The following is a 15,095-nucleotide window of genomic DNA, read 5'->3' on the forward strand; positions in this document are numbered from 1 at the left end:
GTTCGTTAAAGCCGATGGCAAAACCCACATGATCACAAACAGGGCAACGATCAGGTAAAGCATGAACACACATGCTTTGACGTAGGGACTGCGCTTACGATCCTGTATCATTCATAAACCATATGTCGCGCCATGGCTGCTTTCCACCCTCATAGCCTTTTCGGGCTGCCGATCGCATCGCTTGGCGAGGTAAAGCCGCCCGACCGGTTTTAGGCAGTCCAAATCCGCAGCTTTAGCGGCGATGAGGGGTGGGTAGCGGACTAACCGGTCACGGGACGCATGGCACGATAGCGGCCATTGCGCGGTGACGGAAAACCTCTTCCGCGAGGCTGTTGGACCGTATTGCGTTTTTCGATCATCAGAAGCGACCTCAGGCAATGTCTCGTCAGGCCGCCAAACATGTGTTTTGCGTCAGGTCGAACGCAAGTCATCATTTCACGCCAGATTGTGCACGCAAGAATCTCGTGTCATCGTCAGTGCAAATTGCTTGGGGCGGGGATGGCGAATGATTGGACGGCGTGAGGCATTGGGAATTGCCGCTGTTGGCGCGACACTGTTTGCATCCTCCGCTGCTCAGGCATGCACGATCGTTCCTCCAGCGAAAGCTGAACCGTTTCGACGCATTGAGTGCGAGCGACAGATTCACGATCTTGTAGCATTTATGAACGAAGCGCCGAATCTGTCGGCAGAAGCGGTCTCCCGTTGGGTCGATACACGCGGGATTGACGTTGAGTTCGAGTATCCACTTTCGGAGAATGTCGGCGGCGCTTCCTATAATTATCTATTTTTCCGGGAGTATAAAATTTCCGCAGGTAAAATTGACCCTGAAGATATCGCCATTAAAGAAATAAACTTGGTTAGGCACGTTGGAAATAGGGCTGCATTACAATTCACGCTGATCAGAAATCAGTTTTTTCCGGCGGATTCCGAAGGATGTAATGGGCTATTCACTCATGATGAATATTTTGAAAAAACAGAAACGGCCTTTATAGCGCGCTTTTTAAATAATAATCTAAAGAGCTTCCGTGATTTTCCAGAGTGGTTTGTCTGATCGCTACGATTTAAACGAACCATCATAGCCGCTTTGGTCCACTGACCAACAATCAGGTGTTTTCCGCCAGTGTCCGCTGATGAACATCGCGCATTGCCTTAGAAACGACCGGCATGGGGCGATGGCCGACCGGCAGTTTTTTTCGCGTCTGACGGCGTGGCACTCCTCGAACGAATGACCGCTTACGGTCGCGCAAGAAACGCTCGTGGACGTCCGCAAAGGGCGCACAGCCGACTGGCGGCCTTTGCATAAGTGGGGGCACGCTACTGATGGCAGCCAACGGGACAAACTATTCTGCAATAAGAGGAGTAGGTTGTTTGCGCGACAACGCCTAAAAAATATCCTCGATCCTTTTGCCGATCTTGCGGCGCGGTATGATCTGCATATCCAGATCCAGAGCTGCAATAATCCTTAGAAGTGTTTCGAGTCTCGCCCCCTCACTTCCGTTCTCGATGGCAGAAATCGTCTTTTGATGCGTCCCTACTATGCCTGCTAAGTCGGTCTGGGTCATGGATCGACGCCTTCGCTCCATCTGAAGCTGTGCCCCTAATTGGCCCGCCAGTCGCACCACTTGTTCCATGAACGCTGCTCCACGCATAACCTGCGAGGTCTATTCATAATCTATACCCTACAGGGAATAAATTTAAAATATAACCTTTAGGTTATAATTTGTGCCAGATTTCTGAGTTACGTCAGTCCGCGTCAGGACGCCTCCGCGTTGCAAAGTTAGGTTTGAGGACCTTGGCTCCATCACGAAGGCGTTCCAGCTCGTCAGACCAGAACTGCATTAAAGCGATTCGCTCGTTCCAATATTCACCGCGCGTATACGCGCGGCGCACTCCATTATTCTCCATGTGTGCCAGCTGGCGCTCGATGGCATCAGGATTGAAATGCCCTGCCTCATTGAGCAGCGTGGCTGCCATCGCCCTAAAGCCATGCGCCGTCATCTCTTCCTGGCCGAAGCCAAGAGCCCTGAGAGCCGCATTGACGGTGTTCTCCGACATCGGGCGCTGACCGGTCCGAAACGAAGGAAAGCAATAGCGGCCATGGCCTGTCAGGGCCCACAGTTCCTCAAACAACCTGCTACCTGGGCCGAAAGAGGCACACGATGCGGCCGACGCATCTTCATCTTCTCAGCGGGAATGTTCCAGACGCTGCGATCGAAGTCGAACTCCGCCCACTCGGCCTGCCGTAGTTCACCAGGGCGTACAAACAGGTGCGCCGACAGCTTCAAGGCAAATAAAGTGATCGTGTGACCGGAATAGCCCTCGATCGCGCGCATGAGGTCTCCAGCTCGATCCTCGGTGGTGATCGCAGCAAGGTGCTTGGCCTTTGGAACCGTCAAAGCGCCCCGGAGATCGCTTGCCGGGTCGCGCTCGGCGCGTGTCGTGGCGATCGCATAACGGAAGACCCGCCTGAGCACGCTGCGCATCCGCCGCGCGCATTCATGCCGACCTGTTGCCTCGACTACGCGCAGGACGGCCAGAACTTCCTGTGCTGTGACCTTGGCCACCGGGCGATTGCCGATTTTTGGATACGCCTTGTCGAGGAGCCAGCGAAGCTTGCTGAGTGTAATTTCCGCCATCCCTTCGCGCTCCTTCTTCGCTACCCACTCCTCGGCCACGAGCTTGAAAGTGTCGTTCTCCTCGACGCGGGCGCGAGCAGCCTCGACCTTCTGCTGGTGCGACGGGTCGGTCCCTGTCGCGAGCAGGCGCCGCGCATCGTCGCGCCGATCCCGCGCATCGGCGAGGCTGACCTCTGGCCAAGCGCCGAACGCAAGGGTTCGATGCTTTTCGAGATAGCGGTAATTGAGGCGCCACAGCTTCGTGCCGTTGGGACGGACAAGAAGATAGAGACCGCCGCTGTCCGATAGCTTATAATCCCGCTCACGCGGTTTGGCGCTGGCAACGGTAGTGGCAAAAGATTGGCCATAAGGGTATCGTCCTAGCAAAAGGACGAAAATCGATACCCTCGGATATACCCGCATTGTTCTCGATTGGTGCCGAATTCGCCCGGATTTGAGCGGACGATCATAGCACTAAAAGTGGCGGATTTCAGCCCTTCCGCGGACGTCTGTGGACGTCCGCGGGAGAACAAATGGTGCCCAGAAGAGGACTCGAACCTCCACGCCCTTGCGAGCGCCAGCACCTGAAGCTGGTGCGTCTACCAATTCCGCCATCTGGGCACTTTAGCGAGGGGGCGAAGCGCCGTCCCCGCTGGGTAGGAGGGCGCCTCTAAGGGGCCGTCGAAGTCTTGTCAACACCATCCGATGCAACATTTTTCATTTCGGGAATTTGTATATTCGCAGCGGCCGCCGGACGGCTCGGGGCAACTGCCCAGTTGCCCCGTTCCCGGGCTTGTGGCAGGGGCGCAGATGCATGTGCTGCAGCGCGGGACACGTCGAGCGCAGCGCGACCTGAAGGACCGAGCCAGACCATGACCACCGACCCTCTCTCCGGCAAGATCGTCACCATTCTGGGGGGCAGCGGCTTCGTCGGCCGCCACCTCGCGCAGGAACTGCTCGCGCGCGGCGCGCGGCTGCGTATCGCCAGCCGTCACCCCAAGAAGGCCTTCGCCATCAAGCCGCTGGGCAACCTGGGCCAGGTGCAGTTCGCCGGCGTCGATGTGACCAAGGCCGACACGGTTGCCGCCGTACTTGCCGGGTCGGATGCGGTGGTGAACCTCGTGGGTGCTTTTGCGGGGAACCTCGATGCCCTGCAGGGCAAGGGCACGGGCGACATCGCAGCTGCAGCCAAGGCTGCGGGCGCTGCCGCCTTCGTGCATGTCTCGGCAATAGGCGCGGATGCCGGGTCGGAAGTCGCATATGCCCGTACCAAGGCCGAAGGCGAAGCCGCCGTGCTGGCCGCATTCCCAACCGCGACGATCGTGCGCCCCTCGCTGATGTTCGGGCCGGACGATAATTTCGTCAACATGTTCGGAGAACTGATCTCGCGGTTGCCCGCCCTGCCGGTCTTCGCTCCGGAGGCGAAGCTGCAGCCCGTTTTCGTCGATGACGTGGCCGTGGCAATCGCCAATGCGCTGGGCCGCGCGGACGCACAGGGCAAGACGTTCGAGCTCGCCGGGCCGGAAGTCGTCACCATGCTCGAACTTAACGAGCGTATCGCCAAGGCACAGGGCCGCTCGCGAGCCTTCGCCCAGTTGCCGGATGCAGTGTCCGGCCTCATAGCGGCGGCGACCGGCTGGCTGCCCGGCGCCCCGATCACCACCGACCAGTTCAAGCTGCTCCAGGCCGGCAGCGTGGCAAGCGGCTCGGCTCCGGGCATCGGCGGGCTCGGCGTCACGCCGCGGCCTCTCGGCCTGTTCCTCGACCGCTGGATGGTGCGCTTCCGCAAGCACGGCCGCTTCGGCGCCAAGACTGCGAACGCCTGACCAACGAGATTCGATTCGCGCTCGCCAAGACCCTGCCGGCCGGAACCCTCCGGCAGGCGGGGTTTTGTGTCTATGCCTCCGGGGCGACCCCCGCCCCGCAGCGAGAGGAGCACGCGCCATGACTACCACCGACACCGCCTGGACGACGCAGCAGGGCACGATCCGCAAGGGCATGAAGGTGATCGCAGCGGACGGGGTCGTCATAGGTACCGTCGCCGCGCTGGAAGGCGAGGAACTGATGCTGGAGGGCGGCTCTCACGATTTCGTCGCGATCACGCAGATCGACGGGATAAGCGCCGACGCGGTGCTCCTGTCCGACCGGGGCGACGCCACCTTCGGCCTCGGTGCCACCCCCTGAACGACCCGAATTGACGAGCCGTTTCCGGGCCGAGACGAACGACCGGAACGACTTTCCAGCTTGCGCCGTTTCCCCATCATACCCCCCGAGATGATGGAGATACACCATGTTCGAGAAGTTGCGCGTGCGTGAGCACATGGAAGTTACGACCAGCACCGGTCAGCACGTCGGGACTATCGACGAGGTGAAGGACGACCAGATCAAGCTGACCCGTTCGGACAGTTCCGATGGTGCACATCACTACATCGCGTTCGAGAACGTCGACAAGATCGAGGATAATCGCGTTTACCTCAAGCAAGGTACGCCGATCCCGATGGGCGTCGGCGCCAACTGATCCAAGACCACCGAGCCGGCAGTGCGTACCCCCTCGCGCACTGCCTTGCGAGACCCCGGCTTTCCTGACGGAAGGCCGGGGTTTTCCTATTCGGACAATCTGGCGCGGCACATCCCCTCGGCGATGCCTTGCTCGTTATGATCCATGGTGAATAGCATCTCTTCCCAGCTTCCGGCGCGGCTGATAGTCGGGACATCAAGAAAAACGGAAGCGAGGGGAGGACGTCGTGGTCTCTGGCCTGGGAAAGATCGCTATACCACTGGCGTTGACGTCGATGCTATTTGCGCTGTCTTCATGCAATCGCCCCGCCCAGCCGATAGAGGAACAGACCGTCGTTGACCCGGACGAATGGCCGAGTTGGGGTCGGACGGGAACCGAGACGCATTATTCGCCGCTCGAGGAGATCGATACCGGCAATGTCTCCGGCCTGAAGCTGGCCTGGCACTTCGACCTCGAGCCGGGCTACACGCCCACGACGCCGCTGATGGCGGAGGGGAAGGTCTTCATCACCACCGGCCATTCGCACATCCGCGCACTCGACGCCGTCACTGGCGAACAGCTGTGGGAATACGACGGCGGCACGCGCGAGCGGGCGAAGACCGCGCTGCAGATGTCGTGGGGCAGCAAGGGCATCGCCTATGATGCGGGCCATGTCTTCCTCGTCACGACGGACGGCTATGTGGTCTCGCTCGATGCGAAGACCGGCCGGGAGACCTGGAAGACGATGGACTTCCCCGACAATGCCCCGCGCAATGCCAATGGTCCGCCGCGCGTATTCGGCGGCAAGGTGATTACCGGCTTCGGCGGCGGCGACATCAGCCCGGCGCGCGGCTTCGTCAGCGCCTACGACGCGAAGACCGGCAAGCTGTCGTGGCGCTTCTACACCACGCCCGGCGACGAGGTGACGCCCGCCAACCGCAAGGCAGAAGAGGTCATGCGGGGGACATGGCCGGGCGGGTGGAAGAACCCCGACGGCACCCGGCGCGGTGGCGGCGGAACGGCGTGGAACGCCTTCGCCTATGATGCGCAGCTGCGGCTGGTCTATCTCGGCGTCGGAAACGGCTTTCCCTACAACCAGAAGCTGCGCAGCCCCGGCGGCGGAGACAACCTGTTCCTCGCCTCTGTGGTGGCGGTGAACGTCGATACCGGCGAATATAAGTGGCACTACCAGCTATGCCCGGCGGAGCAGTGGGACTGCACGGCGACGTCCGACATGACGCTCGCCACGCTGTCGATCGACGGCAAGGATCGCAAGGTGCTGATGCAGGCGCCCAAGAATGGCTTCTTCTACGTGATCGACCGCGCGACCGGCCAGTTCATCTCCGCGCAGAAGATCGCCAAGGTCACTTGGGCCGAGCGCATCGATGCGAAGACCGGACGTCCTGTCGAAAATCCCGGCATCCGTTACAACGGCAAGCCCGGGCTGTTCGAGATGTGGCCGGGGCCGACCGGCGCGCATTCCTGGCAGCCGCAGGCCTACAGCCCGCAGACCGGCCTCGTCTACGTGCCGGTGATGGACATGCCCGCCCTGATCGGCGACGGCCAGAAGGGCGGCGGCGAACTCGCCGCAGGCATGGGCGTTACGCTCATCCCCGAAGTCGAACTGCCCGGCGGCCACCGCAGCTACCTCAAGGCATGGAACCCGGTCACGCAGACCGAGGCATGGCGGATCGACCTGCCCGGAACCTGGCCGGGCGGGGTCATGGCCTCGGCCGGCGGGCTGGTGTGGCAGGGCCAGATCGACGGCAAGTTCATCGCCCGCGATGCGAAGACCGGCAAGGCACTATGGTCGTACAAGACCGAGAGCCCGATCATCGGCGCACCGATCTCCTACCGCGTGAACGGACGGCAGTACGTCACCGTGCTCACCGGCGCGGGCGGGCAAGGCGCAGGCATGCAGACGCTGGGCAATGCCGCCTATCGCACCGACTACCGCCTGCCGCGCCGCGTGCTGACGTTCGCGCTGGACGGCAAGGACACGATCCCGCCTTTCGCGGTGCCGCCGCTGGAGCCGGTGGCCGATCCCAACTTCAGGCCGGACCTCGCGCGGGCGCAGGCCGGGGCGATGCTGTTCGGCACCCGCTCGTGCATCGTATGCCACGGATGGAATGCGGTTGCGGGCGGAGCGGCGCCGGACTTGCGCTATTCGCCGGTCATCACCGACGCGGCGACCTTCCGCACGATTGTCAAGGAAGGCGGGCTCAAGCTGAACGGCATGCCGCCCTTCCCGGAGTTCACCGACGCGGAACTGGAAACCCTGCGATTCTATCTGCGCGCCCGCGCCCAGGCCGCTCCGGCCGAACGAAAGGCGCTGCTAGAAAAGGCGAAGGCCTCGAAAATCAGCAATGCAAAACCGCAGGACTTCGCAGGGCGCTGGAACGTGATCATCCAGTCGCCGATCGGCCCGCAGAAGGCGGTCATGGACCTCATCGTCAAAGGCAGCGTCGTGACCGGGAAAGTCTCGGCGGAACAAGGCACTGTCGATGTCGCCGGGGGGATCAGGGACGGCCGCGCGAAGTTCCAGGGACGTGCCTCGATGCCCATGCCGATCACCGTGAAATACGATGTAACGGTGCGGGACGGAGAGCTCGTCGGCGAAAATTCCAATGGCCCTTTTGGAACTTTTCCCGTCTCAGGCGTTCGCTAACCTACGGATTTCCGTTCATCGGAGCGGAAGCACGACCGGCCAGAATCGAATTGTCGAACCCCGAAGGCTGGGCTTGGACGATTCCGGTCTGTTGACCGTTAGGAGAAAAACAATGTCGCCCACCTTCAAGAAAATCGCTCCGGCCGTGGTCATCCTGGCCGGTTCCATGGGTCTCGGCGGCTGCGCCACCAAAGGTTTCGTGCGCGAACAGGTCGCGGTCGTGAACCAGCGCGTCGATGCGCTCGACAGCAAGCTGCAGCAGACCGACGCCACCGCGCAGGCCGCCCGCTCCGAAGCGCAGGCCGCATCCGGCCAGGCCCAGCAGAACAGCCAGCGCATCGACCAGCTCGGCGCCCGCGTCGACAGCGTCGAACAGCGCATGGCCGAAGCCCAGCGCAAGCGCGCCCGCAACTGACGCCGACTGCCCGAGCTTTCTGGCCTGATCTTCCCGGCTTGATTCGAGTACTTTGACAGCGATGAACACGGTTTCCAGGGCGCTTGCCGGACTATTTCTGACCGGCGCGGCGCTGACAGGCTCCGCTCCTGCGTGGGCGGCGGAGGTTTCCCGGTCCACGGGGCCGAAGACATCGCAGACGCAAGATACCGCCGAACCGAGCCCGGCGATCCAGCCGCAGGACGCCGCCCGCGTCGCCGACTGGATCGCCGCGTCAGGAGATAACAACGCCCTGCCCTACGCGATAATCGACAAGAAGGCGGCAGCGCTGCTTCTGTTCGACGCGAAGGGCAAGAAGCTCGGGCAGGTTCCCGTCCTCCTCGGCATAGCGCCGGGAGACGATGCGAGCCCGGGCATCGGCAGCAAGAACCTGTCGGAAATCGGTCCCGCCGAAAAGACGACGCCTGCCGGGAGGTTCCTCGCCAAGTTCGGCGTGGCAGCAGGCAACACGCGGGTCCTGTGGGTGGACTACGCCACCTCGGTGGCACTCCATCCCATACCCCGCCCCGGCAAACCCAAGGAAAAGCGCCGCGAACGGATGCTCTCTCCCACCAGCGATGACAACCGCATCACCTTCGGCTGCATCAACGTGCCGATCGCGTTCTACACGAAGACGATCAGCCCGCTATTCCGCAAGAAAGGCGGCTACGTTTACGTCACTCCCGACGTGAAGCCGCTGGAAGAGGTGTTCCCGCGCATCCGCCTTCAGTCCTTCGCGAATACTGGGGGCTGATCCCGGACGAAGCAAATCGATCGGCGCGCCCGCTACCTTGCCTTTTTGGCACAGGGCCAAGCCTGACGCGTCGCGGCGAAGACCAGTGCCGATCCGGCCTCCTCGCGCTTGCCCGGATTATCCTGCAGATAAGCCACCGTCACCCTGCGAAGCTGGGCGATCGTCACGTCCTCGGGGATGCAGCTCTTCATGCTGATGGTGCGACGATACGTGTTGAAGGCATCGACGCTACCCGTGATGTAGGCGATGCATTCGTAGGTGTTCTCGACATAGGCCGCGCTGCCGCGCTGCGCGGTGCAGACTTTGAGAAGCTCCTCGCCGGAATAGAAGCTGGCTTCGGCCGAAACCGGCATCAATCCCGCACCCAGCACCGCCGCCGTCATCAGGCAGACTGACTTTCCGGACTTCATCGTCCTGCATCTCCGCATCATGACGGCCCATCGCCGCCCGCGACCATCAACGCGGCTCAGCGATACCCGTTCCGAGCCGAAAGCCGGGCGGGGGGGTAGCCCGGCGGCGTGACCCCGGTCAGCCAGATCAGGCGCCCGTGCGCGGCGTCGGGGTGAATGGCGAAACGGTCTTCCACGTCGCCAATCAGCGGCAGTCCCTGCACCCGCAGCCGATCGGCCGCTGCCGCCGCATCGCGCAGCTTGAAGACCAGGTGGCAGACACCCTGCACCTCCGCCGCGTGACGGGCAGCAGCCGAGCCCGGCGCGCCTTCCAGCGCTTCCAGCACGGTGTCACCGATGGTAAAGGCTGCGCAGCGCGCTTCGGGAAGATCGCGCGTGCCAAGGTCCTGCCACTCCAGCCTGTCCGCGAATAGCGCTCGCGCCTCGGCCAGCGAGGGCGTGCTTACGCCCACCGCCTGCAGGCCCTCGATACCGAGCGGATCGTCCTTCGCCGGAAACCATGCCGGATCACGGCGCGGATCGTTCGGCATGTCCTGCTTCACGATTTCCAGCCGCATCCCCAGCATCTGCCCCTTGGGCACGAGGAAATAGTGCGCTTCCATTCCCGGATCGTAGAACCGCTTGAAACCGCGCGCGGCGAACCAGGCGTCCGCGTGCGCCAGATCACCGACCTTGAGCGCCAGCCCGATCCAGCGGCCCGGCGCGGCCGAGCGGCGCAGCATGTCGCCCAGCGGGTTGCCCTTTTCGGCGCCCCGGCCCGCGGGCGCGATCGGGATGACCATGGTATCGCCGATCATCAGCAGCGATTCCTCCCGGTCGAGGCCCAGCTTTTCCGTCTCGGGCGTGACGCGAATCTCGTAGGCGGTCTGCGCGCCGAACACCTCGCGGAAGAAGGCGTCGCAAGCCGGGCGCTGCGCGTTATCGGCCAACGCCCAGCTGACGTGGACGAGAGGGAATTGCATGGCCTGTTTCCTCCCTTTGCCGCGTCTCGCGCGCACGGGCTTCGACAAGCTCAGCCTGAGCGGGTTGAGGGCTTTAGATTACCCCCGCTCACCCTGAGTTTGTCGAAGCCCGCTCGGGTTACACCTCAGTACGTCTTGGGCGCGCCTGTCCCCATGAACTTCGCAAGGTTCATGTGCAGCGAGGCGACCGAGCGTTCCATGTAGGGATTGGGCTGCGCCCCCCGGAAGCCGACGTTCTTCATCCCCTGCTGCACCGCCGCCATGTTGGCAAAGTCCTGCTGCAACACCGGCGGCCAGTCGGCGGGCTCGGTGTATTCCCAGTCGGTCTGCGGGGCCTGCCCCTCAGGCCAGAGTTCGTAAACGGCCGCCTCGAAAATGCACTTGTCCGGATCGGTGCCATAGGGCCGCGCCTGGTAGCACAGCATGTTGTTGACCGCATGGCCGATCTGGAAGTTCGGGAAAATCTGCCAGGCCGTCCCCGCCTGTGCGGTATGGAGCGGATCGACCTGCGCCCAGACGACGCCGCGCGCCGCGTCCTCGGCCTTGGCGGTCTGGATCCAGTATTTGGAAACCTCCGCCGCTGGGGTGCCTTCGGGCAGCTCGTCCCGGAGCCGGTTGGCCACGCCCACCAGCGTCATCGTGGTGTTGGTATTGGCATTGGCCCAGGTGAAGTTCTGCATATCCGCCGTGGTCAGGCGCGGGTCTTCGCCGGCACCGAGGCGCAGCTTGCCGGAGTCCTCCTCTTGACCTTTCGGCGCCTCGTAGCCGATGTTGGAATGCAGGCCCTGATTGCGCGCCCAGCCCCGGAACTGGCCAAACTCCATGAATTCGGGATGTGTGGTGGAGACGTGGTAAGTCTCGCAGAAGGCCTCCATCGCCACCTTCCAGTTGCATTCGAACACCACCCACTTGCGCCAGCGCGGGCGCATGTTCTGGAGGCCGTAAGGATCGAGCATCGTCGCGGCCGGACTAAGGTATTCCGCCAGCGGCATCGCCTCGGGGTCGAGCGTGATCCACAGCCAGCCGCCCCACGTCTCCACCCGCACTTTGCCCAGATCGGCGCGGCCCGCGCAAAGATGTCCCTGCCAGTCGTCCTGATGCTCGACATAGGAGTTTGCGCCGTCGAGGCCGAAGGTCCAGCCATGATAGCCGCAGATCAACGTTTTGCGATTGCCGCGCGCGTTGCGTTGGCCGGGGGGCGTATCGACCAGCCTGCGGCCCCTGTGCGGGCAGACGTTGTGGAAGGCGTGAATGTCGTCCGCCGAAGCACGCACGATGACGACCGAGTCGTGGACGATATCGAAGGTGATGAAGTCGCCCACCTCGGGGATGTCCTCCACCCGCCCGGCCTGCAGCCAGACCTTGCGCCACAGCTTGTCCACTTCGGCACGCGCGTATTCGGGGGAGACGTAAGCCTCGGCGGGCACGTTGACCGGCGCGACCAGTTCCTCGGGCGCCTGAACGATCTTGCCGATTTCGCCCATGGATATCCTCGTTCCTGCTTGTTCGGGTTTGCGGCCGTTATCTCATTATCGGCATGACGGGGCAAACCGCCCGGGCGTTCCTTCAATGTGCGGCATAGGCGGCCTTGCCCCTTGGCAGCGTGCCGATCGCCACGCTGCTCGCGGCCATGAAGGCGAGCGCCAGCCACAGGAAGCCCGCGTAACTGCCGGTCCGGTCGTAGAACTGCGCGGCGGCGAGCGGCCCGGTGGCCGTGCCGATCGACAGCGCCGCCAGCAGCCCGCCATAGAGCCCGCCGAAGTTGCGCAGCCCGAAATGCCGGGTGAGCAGGTAGACGACAACGTCGATCTCCGCCCCCAGCGTCAGCCCGATCAGCGCCGAGGCCGCACCCATCGCCCACAGCGATCCGCCGCCGAGCAGGAGCAGCAGGCAGCCTAGGACCGGCAGCATAAACACCGCCGCGCCCACCAGCGAGGCGGGGAGCCGGTCGAGCAGCGCTCCGGTCCCCAGCCGCCCGGCCAGCGAGAACCAGCCTACGAACGAGGCGATCGCGGCGGCCATCATCGGGCTTGCCCCGGCATCGCCGAGAATCGCGGTGAAGTGAACCACCAGCGCGATCACGGTGAAGGTGAACAGCAGACAGGCGATGAACAGGCGGTGGTAGACGCTGGAGGTCATCCCATCGCGCAAGCTGGCGCCGGGCAGGTCTGCGGGGCGAGCCGCAGCGTCCTGTGCCTTCTGCTTGCGGCCTTTGTCATAGCGGCCGTGGAAGAAAACGAAGATCACAGGAAACGCAACGCCCAGCCAGATCGCCGCCTGCACCGGGAAGGCCCCGCGCCAGCCGAGCGCGCTGATCAGCCATGTCGCCATTGGCGGGAACACCCCTGCGGCGATGGAGGCTCCACACAAGGTCACCGCAAAGGCCATCCCACGCGATACCGTGAATCGCGAGGCAACAGCGCTCGTCCATACCGATGCCTGGACCGGCAGTGCCGCCAGCGCGACCAGACCCCATAGCAGATACCAGTTGAGCAGCGATCCGTCGGCGGTGCCTAGCAGGGCGAAGGCGATGCCCAGCAGCGCCAGCCCGATCACCCCGAACCGGCGCGGGCCGAAGCGGTCGACCGCGAGGCCGACGAACACGCCGCCCACCGCCTGCACCAGCGTCGCCAGCGTCAGGCCGAAGGTGACTTCGGTGCGGCTCCAGCCGAACTCGGTCGCGACAGGGCCGTAGAACGGGCCGATGCCGTAGATGTGGATGACGCTGGTGGCATAGCCCAGTCCCGCCGCCACCGGCAGCAGCGGATGCGCGCGCCATTCGTCGCGAGCGGTTGGAGATGTGGGGGCGTGCATGCTCACGTCGTCCGGGGCTCGACCCGGGACCGCGGGCCGGTCGTGAGGCGCAGCCTCGCGTGGGGGCGCCTTGCCGATGGCGCGCGGCTAAAGACAGCCACCGGTCCTGGATCAAGTCCGGGACGACGAGCGGGGTCACCCCTCATAGCGCAAGTCCACATGCGTCGCCTCGCCGTTCGGACCCATCGGCGAATCGTACTCGATGCAGGTCACGACTGGGTTGTCGTGGCTGGCGAAGAGCTTTTCCTCATCCGCCCTGGTCATCGGCAGGCGTTCGGGCGAGGCGATGATCGCCTGCGAGCGCTCGAAATCCTCGCGGCTGTTCCACCAGATTTCCATGATGCAGTCGTAGCCCGGATCGTGGATTTGCCCGGTGATGGGGTTCTTCTCCGGCACCAGATAGCGCCGCACATAGCGCACCGCATTGGGGATCGCGGGCTTGGCGCCGGACTTCTTCGCCAGCTGCGAGTGCTGGTTCTCGTAGTAGTCCATGAATTCGTCCATGGTCATGTCCGAGCGCTTGCGGAAGAAGCAGATCTGCTTGAGCATCGGAAGGCCCCCTTAGAGACGGCGAAGGGCGAGGACGCTGCCCTCGGCATCGGCGGAGAGGTAGACGGTGCCGTCGGGCGCCACGGCGACGCCGGTAAATGTGTTCATCGGCCCGCACATGTCGCCCACGCCGCCAAGCTGTACCGGCTGCAACCCGCCCGGCCCGCCCATCGGCAAGTCACTGGCGACGACCTCGCGCGCGCCGCCCGCCAGATCACTGGCGACAAGCGCATTCCCGCCCGGATCGGCGACAAACAGCGTGCCGCCCGCGATGGCCAGCCCCTCGGGCCGGGCGAGACCGTCGAGCACCACTTCCTTGCGCCCGCCGACCAGCTTCACCACGCGGCCCGCGCCGCTTTCGGCGACGTAGACGGTGCTGTCGCCGGACACCGCGACGCCCATCGGCCGGTCGAGGCCGCTGGCCAGTTCGGCGACGTTGCCGCCCTCGATCGCATGGACCTTGCCGGTGCCGAACTCGGCGAAGACGACGCCGCCGGGGGTGACGGCAACGCCCATCAGCAGGTCGTGGCCGCTCGTCAGCACCTCGCTGGTCGCCGCCGCCGGGTTCCAGCGGGCGACGTCGCCGTTGGCGGTGGTGACGATCCATTCGTCGGGGCCGCTCGCCGCAACGTCGCGCACCCAGCCGGGGAAGCCGGGCGAGAACAGCATGCCCGCCAGTTGCAACAGCTCGCCGGGGCGCAGCAGGTAGGTGAACCCGCCGTCCGCCACCAAAACGTGCCCGTTGGCATCGACCGCGAGGCCGAGCGGCCACTGCAGCCCCTTTTCCACCAGCGGCCGAGTCTGCCCCGGCGCGGTGATCTCGGTGATCGAGCCGTTGATGTGGCTGACGAACGTGCGCCCGTTCACGAAGGCCACGTTGTCGAGCCCCGGCCCGATGTCGGCCAGCACCGTCTTGGCGCCGGTGCGCGGGTCGATCTTGAGCACTTGCCCCGAATAGACCTGCGTGGAGATGATGGAGCCGTCGGGGTGGAACTTCACCGAGTCCGGCACGCCGAGGTCCCTCGCCACGACCTCCGGCTCGCCGCCGTCGAGGCCGATGCGCCAGATCTCGTTCGCGCCCTGAGCCGGGAAGTAGAGCTTGCCGTCCGGGCCCACCTCGAAGGCGTTGGCCATCGGCACCCCCTCGAAGATGACGCGCGGTGCGCCGCCGTCGCGGTCGAGTTCCATGATGCGCCCGCCAATGCGCAGTTCGCCCGCGATCAGGCGGCCCTGATGGTACGTGATCGGGTTCGCCACCGGCATTTCGCCGTGGATCACCCGGTATTGCCCCGAGGGCGTCATCATCGAGACGCGGCCTTCGGTGATCTCGGTGCAATACAGGTTGCCCGCCTCGTCGAAGGCGAGGTCGTCCGGGCCGACGATGCCGCCACCA

General features: G+C 63.9%; 14 protein-coding genes, 1 tRNA gene and 1 pseudogene. 7 read left to right on the forward strand and 9 right to left on the reverse strand.

What is annotated here, in order from left to right:
* The first annotated feature begins 505 nt into the window (after nucleotides 1-505).
* Nucleotides 506-1,051, forward strand: coding sequence for a hypothetical protein (locus LH128_RS33515; RefSeq protein ID WP_172705093.1), 546 nt, complete (start codon nucleotides 506-508; stop codon nucleotides 1,049-1,051).
* A 331-nt stretch (nucleotides 1,052-1,382) separates the two neighbouring features.
* On the opposite strand, the gene LH128_RS16490 is transcribed toward LH128_RS33515, so the two are convergent.
* The 3 genes and pseudogenes from LH128_RS16490 to LH128_RS16500 form a co-directional block, all read right to left on the reverse strand.
* Nucleotides 1,383-1,649: a helix-turn-helix domain-containing protein gene (locus tag LH128_RS16490; RefSeq protein WP_083910247.1), complete on the reverse strand. Its 267-nt coding sequence runs from the start codon at nucleotides 1,647-1,649 to the stop codon at nucleotides 1,383-1,385.
* 94 nt (nucleotides 1,650-1,743) lie between these two features.
* Nucleotides 1,744-3,038: pseudogene (locus tag LH128_RS16495) on the reverse strand (tyrosine-type recombinase/integrase).
* Between the two features lie 111 nt (nucleotides 3,039-3,149).
* Nucleotides 3,150-3,236, reverse strand: a tRNA-Leu gene (locus tag LH128_RS16500).
* A 251-nt stretch (nucleotides 3,237-3,487) separates the two neighbouring features.
* Between LH128_RS16500 and LH128_RS16505 the strand changes: the two genes are divergently transcribed.
* The 6 genes from LH128_RS16505 to LH128_RS16530 all read left to right on the forward strand — a co-directional run bounded on the left by LH128_RS16505 (nucleotide 3,488) and on the right by LH128_RS16530 (nucleotide 8,967).
* Complete coding sequence (locus tag LH128_RS16505; RefSeq protein ID WP_008830800.1) at nucleotides 3,488-4,441, forward strand: complex I NDUFA9 subunit family protein; 954 nt, start codon at nucleotides 3,488-3,490, stop codon at nucleotides 4,439-4,441.
* A 118-nt stretch (nucleotides 4,442-4,559) separates the two neighbouring features.
* Nucleotides 4,560-4,799, forward strand: coding sequence for a DUF2171 domain-containing protein (locus LH128_RS16510; RefSeq protein WP_008830801.1), 240 nt, complete (start codon nucleotides 4,560-4,562; stop codon nucleotides 4,797-4,799).
* A 106-nt stretch (nucleotides 4,800-4,905) separates the two neighbouring features.
* On the forward strand, nucleotides 4,906-5,133 hold the full coding sequence (locus LH128_RS16515) for a DUF2171 domain-containing protein (RefSeq protein WP_008830802.1): 228 nt from the start codon (nucleotides 4,906-4,908) through the stop codon (nucleotides 5,131-5,133).
* A gap of 274 nt (nucleotides 5,134-5,407) precedes the next feature.
* Entirely contained in the window at nucleotides 5,408-7,780 is a 2,373-nt protein-coding gene (locus LH128_RS16520; RefSeq protein ID WP_083910249.1) for an outer membrane protein assembly factor BamB family protein, read from the forward strand.
* A 112-nt stretch (nucleotides 7,781-7,892) separates the two neighbouring features.
* On the forward strand, nucleotides 7,893-8,195 hold the full coding sequence (locus tag LH128_RS16525) for a hypothetical protein (protein ID WP_008830804.1): 303 nt from the start codon (nucleotides 7,893-7,895) through the stop codon (nucleotides 8,193-8,195).
* 61 nt (nucleotides 8,196-8,256) lie between these two features.
* On the forward strand, nucleotides 8,257-8,967 hold the full coding sequence (locus LH128_RS16530; RefSeq protein ID WP_008830805.1) for a hypothetical protein: 711 nt from the start codon (nucleotides 8,257-8,259) through the stop codon (nucleotides 8,965-8,967).
* A gap of 32 nt (nucleotides 8,968-8,999) precedes the next feature.
* Here LH128_RS16530 and LH128_RS16535 read toward each other — a convergent pair whose 3' ends face one another.
* The 6 genes from LH128_RS16535 to LH128_RS16560 all read right to left on the reverse strand — a co-directional run.
* Complete coding sequence (locus LH128_RS16535) at nucleotides 9,000-9,377, reverse strand: Rap1a/Tai family immunity protein (protein WP_008830806.1); 378 nt, start codon at nucleotides 9,375-9,377, stop codon at nucleotides 9,000-9,002.
* Between the two features lie 56 nt (nucleotides 9,378-9,433).
* Nucleotides 9,434-10,339: a glyoxalase gene (locus tag LH128_RS16540; RefSeq protein WP_008830807.1), complete on the reverse strand. Its 906-nt coding sequence runs from the start codon at nucleotides 10,337-10,339 to the stop codon at nucleotides 9,434-9,436.
* 125 nt (nucleotides 10,340-10,464) lie between these two features.
* Nucleotides 10,465-11,823 (reverse strand): aromatic ring-hydroxylating oxygenase subunit alpha, encoded by a 1,359-nt coding sequence (locus LH128_RS16545; RefSeq protein ID WP_008830808.1) that lies wholly within the window; start codon nucleotides 11,821-11,823, stop codon nucleotides 10,465-10,467.
* Between the two features lie 82 nt (nucleotides 11,824-11,905).
* On the reverse strand, nucleotides 11,906-13,153 hold the full coding sequence (locus LH128_RS16550) for an MFS transporter (protein WP_008830809.1): 1,248 nt from the start codon (nucleotides 13,151-13,153) through the stop codon (nucleotides 11,906-11,908).
* Nucleotides 13,154-13,288: 135 nt separating this feature from the next.
* On the reverse strand, nucleotides 13,289-13,702 hold the full coding sequence (locus LH128_RS16555; RefSeq protein ID WP_008830810.1) for an EthD domain-containing protein: 414 nt from the start codon (nucleotides 13,700-13,702) through the stop codon (nucleotides 13,289-13,291).
* A gap of 12 nt (nucleotides 13,703-13,714) precedes the next feature.
* On the reverse strand, nucleotides 13,715-15,095 hold a 1,381-nt coding region (locus LH128_RS16560), incomplete at its 5' end, for an SMP-30/gluconolaconase/LRE domain-containing protein (protein ID WP_008830811.1).

Source organism: Sphingomonas sp. LH128 (assembly GCF_000293195.2).
GTDB lineage: Bacteria > Pseudomonadota > Alphaproteobacteria > Sphingomonadales > Sphingomonadaceae > Novosphingobium > Novosphingobium resinovorum_A.

Coding starts and splice junctions, on each gene's coding strand:
- LH128_RS33515 (WP_172705093.1), top strand. CDS start 506: ATGATTGGACGGCGTGAGGCATTGGGAATTGCCGCTGTTGGCGCGACA.
- LH128_RS16490 (WP_083910247.1), bottom strand. CDS start 1,649: ATGCGTGGAGCAGCGTTCATGGAACAAGTGGTGCGACTGGCGGGCCAA.
- LH128_RS16505 (WP_008830800.1), top strand. CDS start 3,488: ATGACCACCGACCCTCTCTCCGGCAAGATCGTCACCATTCTGGGGGGC.
- LH128_RS16510 (WP_008830801.1), top strand. CDS start 4,560: ATGACTACCACCGACACCGCCTGGACGACGCAGCAGGGCACGATCCGC.
- LH128_RS16515 (WP_008830802.1), top strand. CDS start 4,906: ATGTTCGAGAAGTTGCGCGTGCGTGAGCACATGGAAGTTACGACCAGC.
- LH128_RS16520 (WP_083910249.1), top strand. CDS start 5,408: ATGCTATTTGCGCTGTCTTCATGCAATCGCCCCGCCCAGCCGATAGAG.
- LH128_RS16525 (WP_008830804.1), top strand. CDS start 7,893: ATGTCGCCCACCTTCAAGAAAATCGCTCCGGCCGTGGTCATCCTGGCC.
- LH128_RS16530 (WP_008830805.1), top strand. CDS start 8,257: ATGAACACGGTTTCCAGGGCGCTTGCCGGACTATTTCTGACCGGCGCG.
- LH128_RS16535 (WP_008830806.1), bottom strand. CDS start 9,377: ATGAAGTCCGGAAAGTCAGTCTGCCTGATGACGGCGGCGGTGCTGGGT.
- LH128_RS16540 (WP_008830807.1), bottom strand. CDS start 10,339: ATGCAATTCCCTCTCGTCCACGTCAGCTGGGCGTTGGCCGATAACGCG.
- LH128_RS16545 (WP_008830808.1), bottom strand. CDS start 11,823: ATGGGCGAAATCGGCAAGATCGTTCAGGCGCCCGAGGAACTGGTCGCG.
- LH128_RS16550 (WP_008830809.1), bottom strand. CDS start 13,153: ATGCACGCCCCCACATCTCCAACCGCTCGCGACGAATGGCGCGCGCAT.
- LH128_RS16555 (WP_008830810.1), bottom strand. CDS start 13,702: ATGCTCAAGCAGATCTGCTTCTTCCGCAAGCGCTCGGACATGACCATG.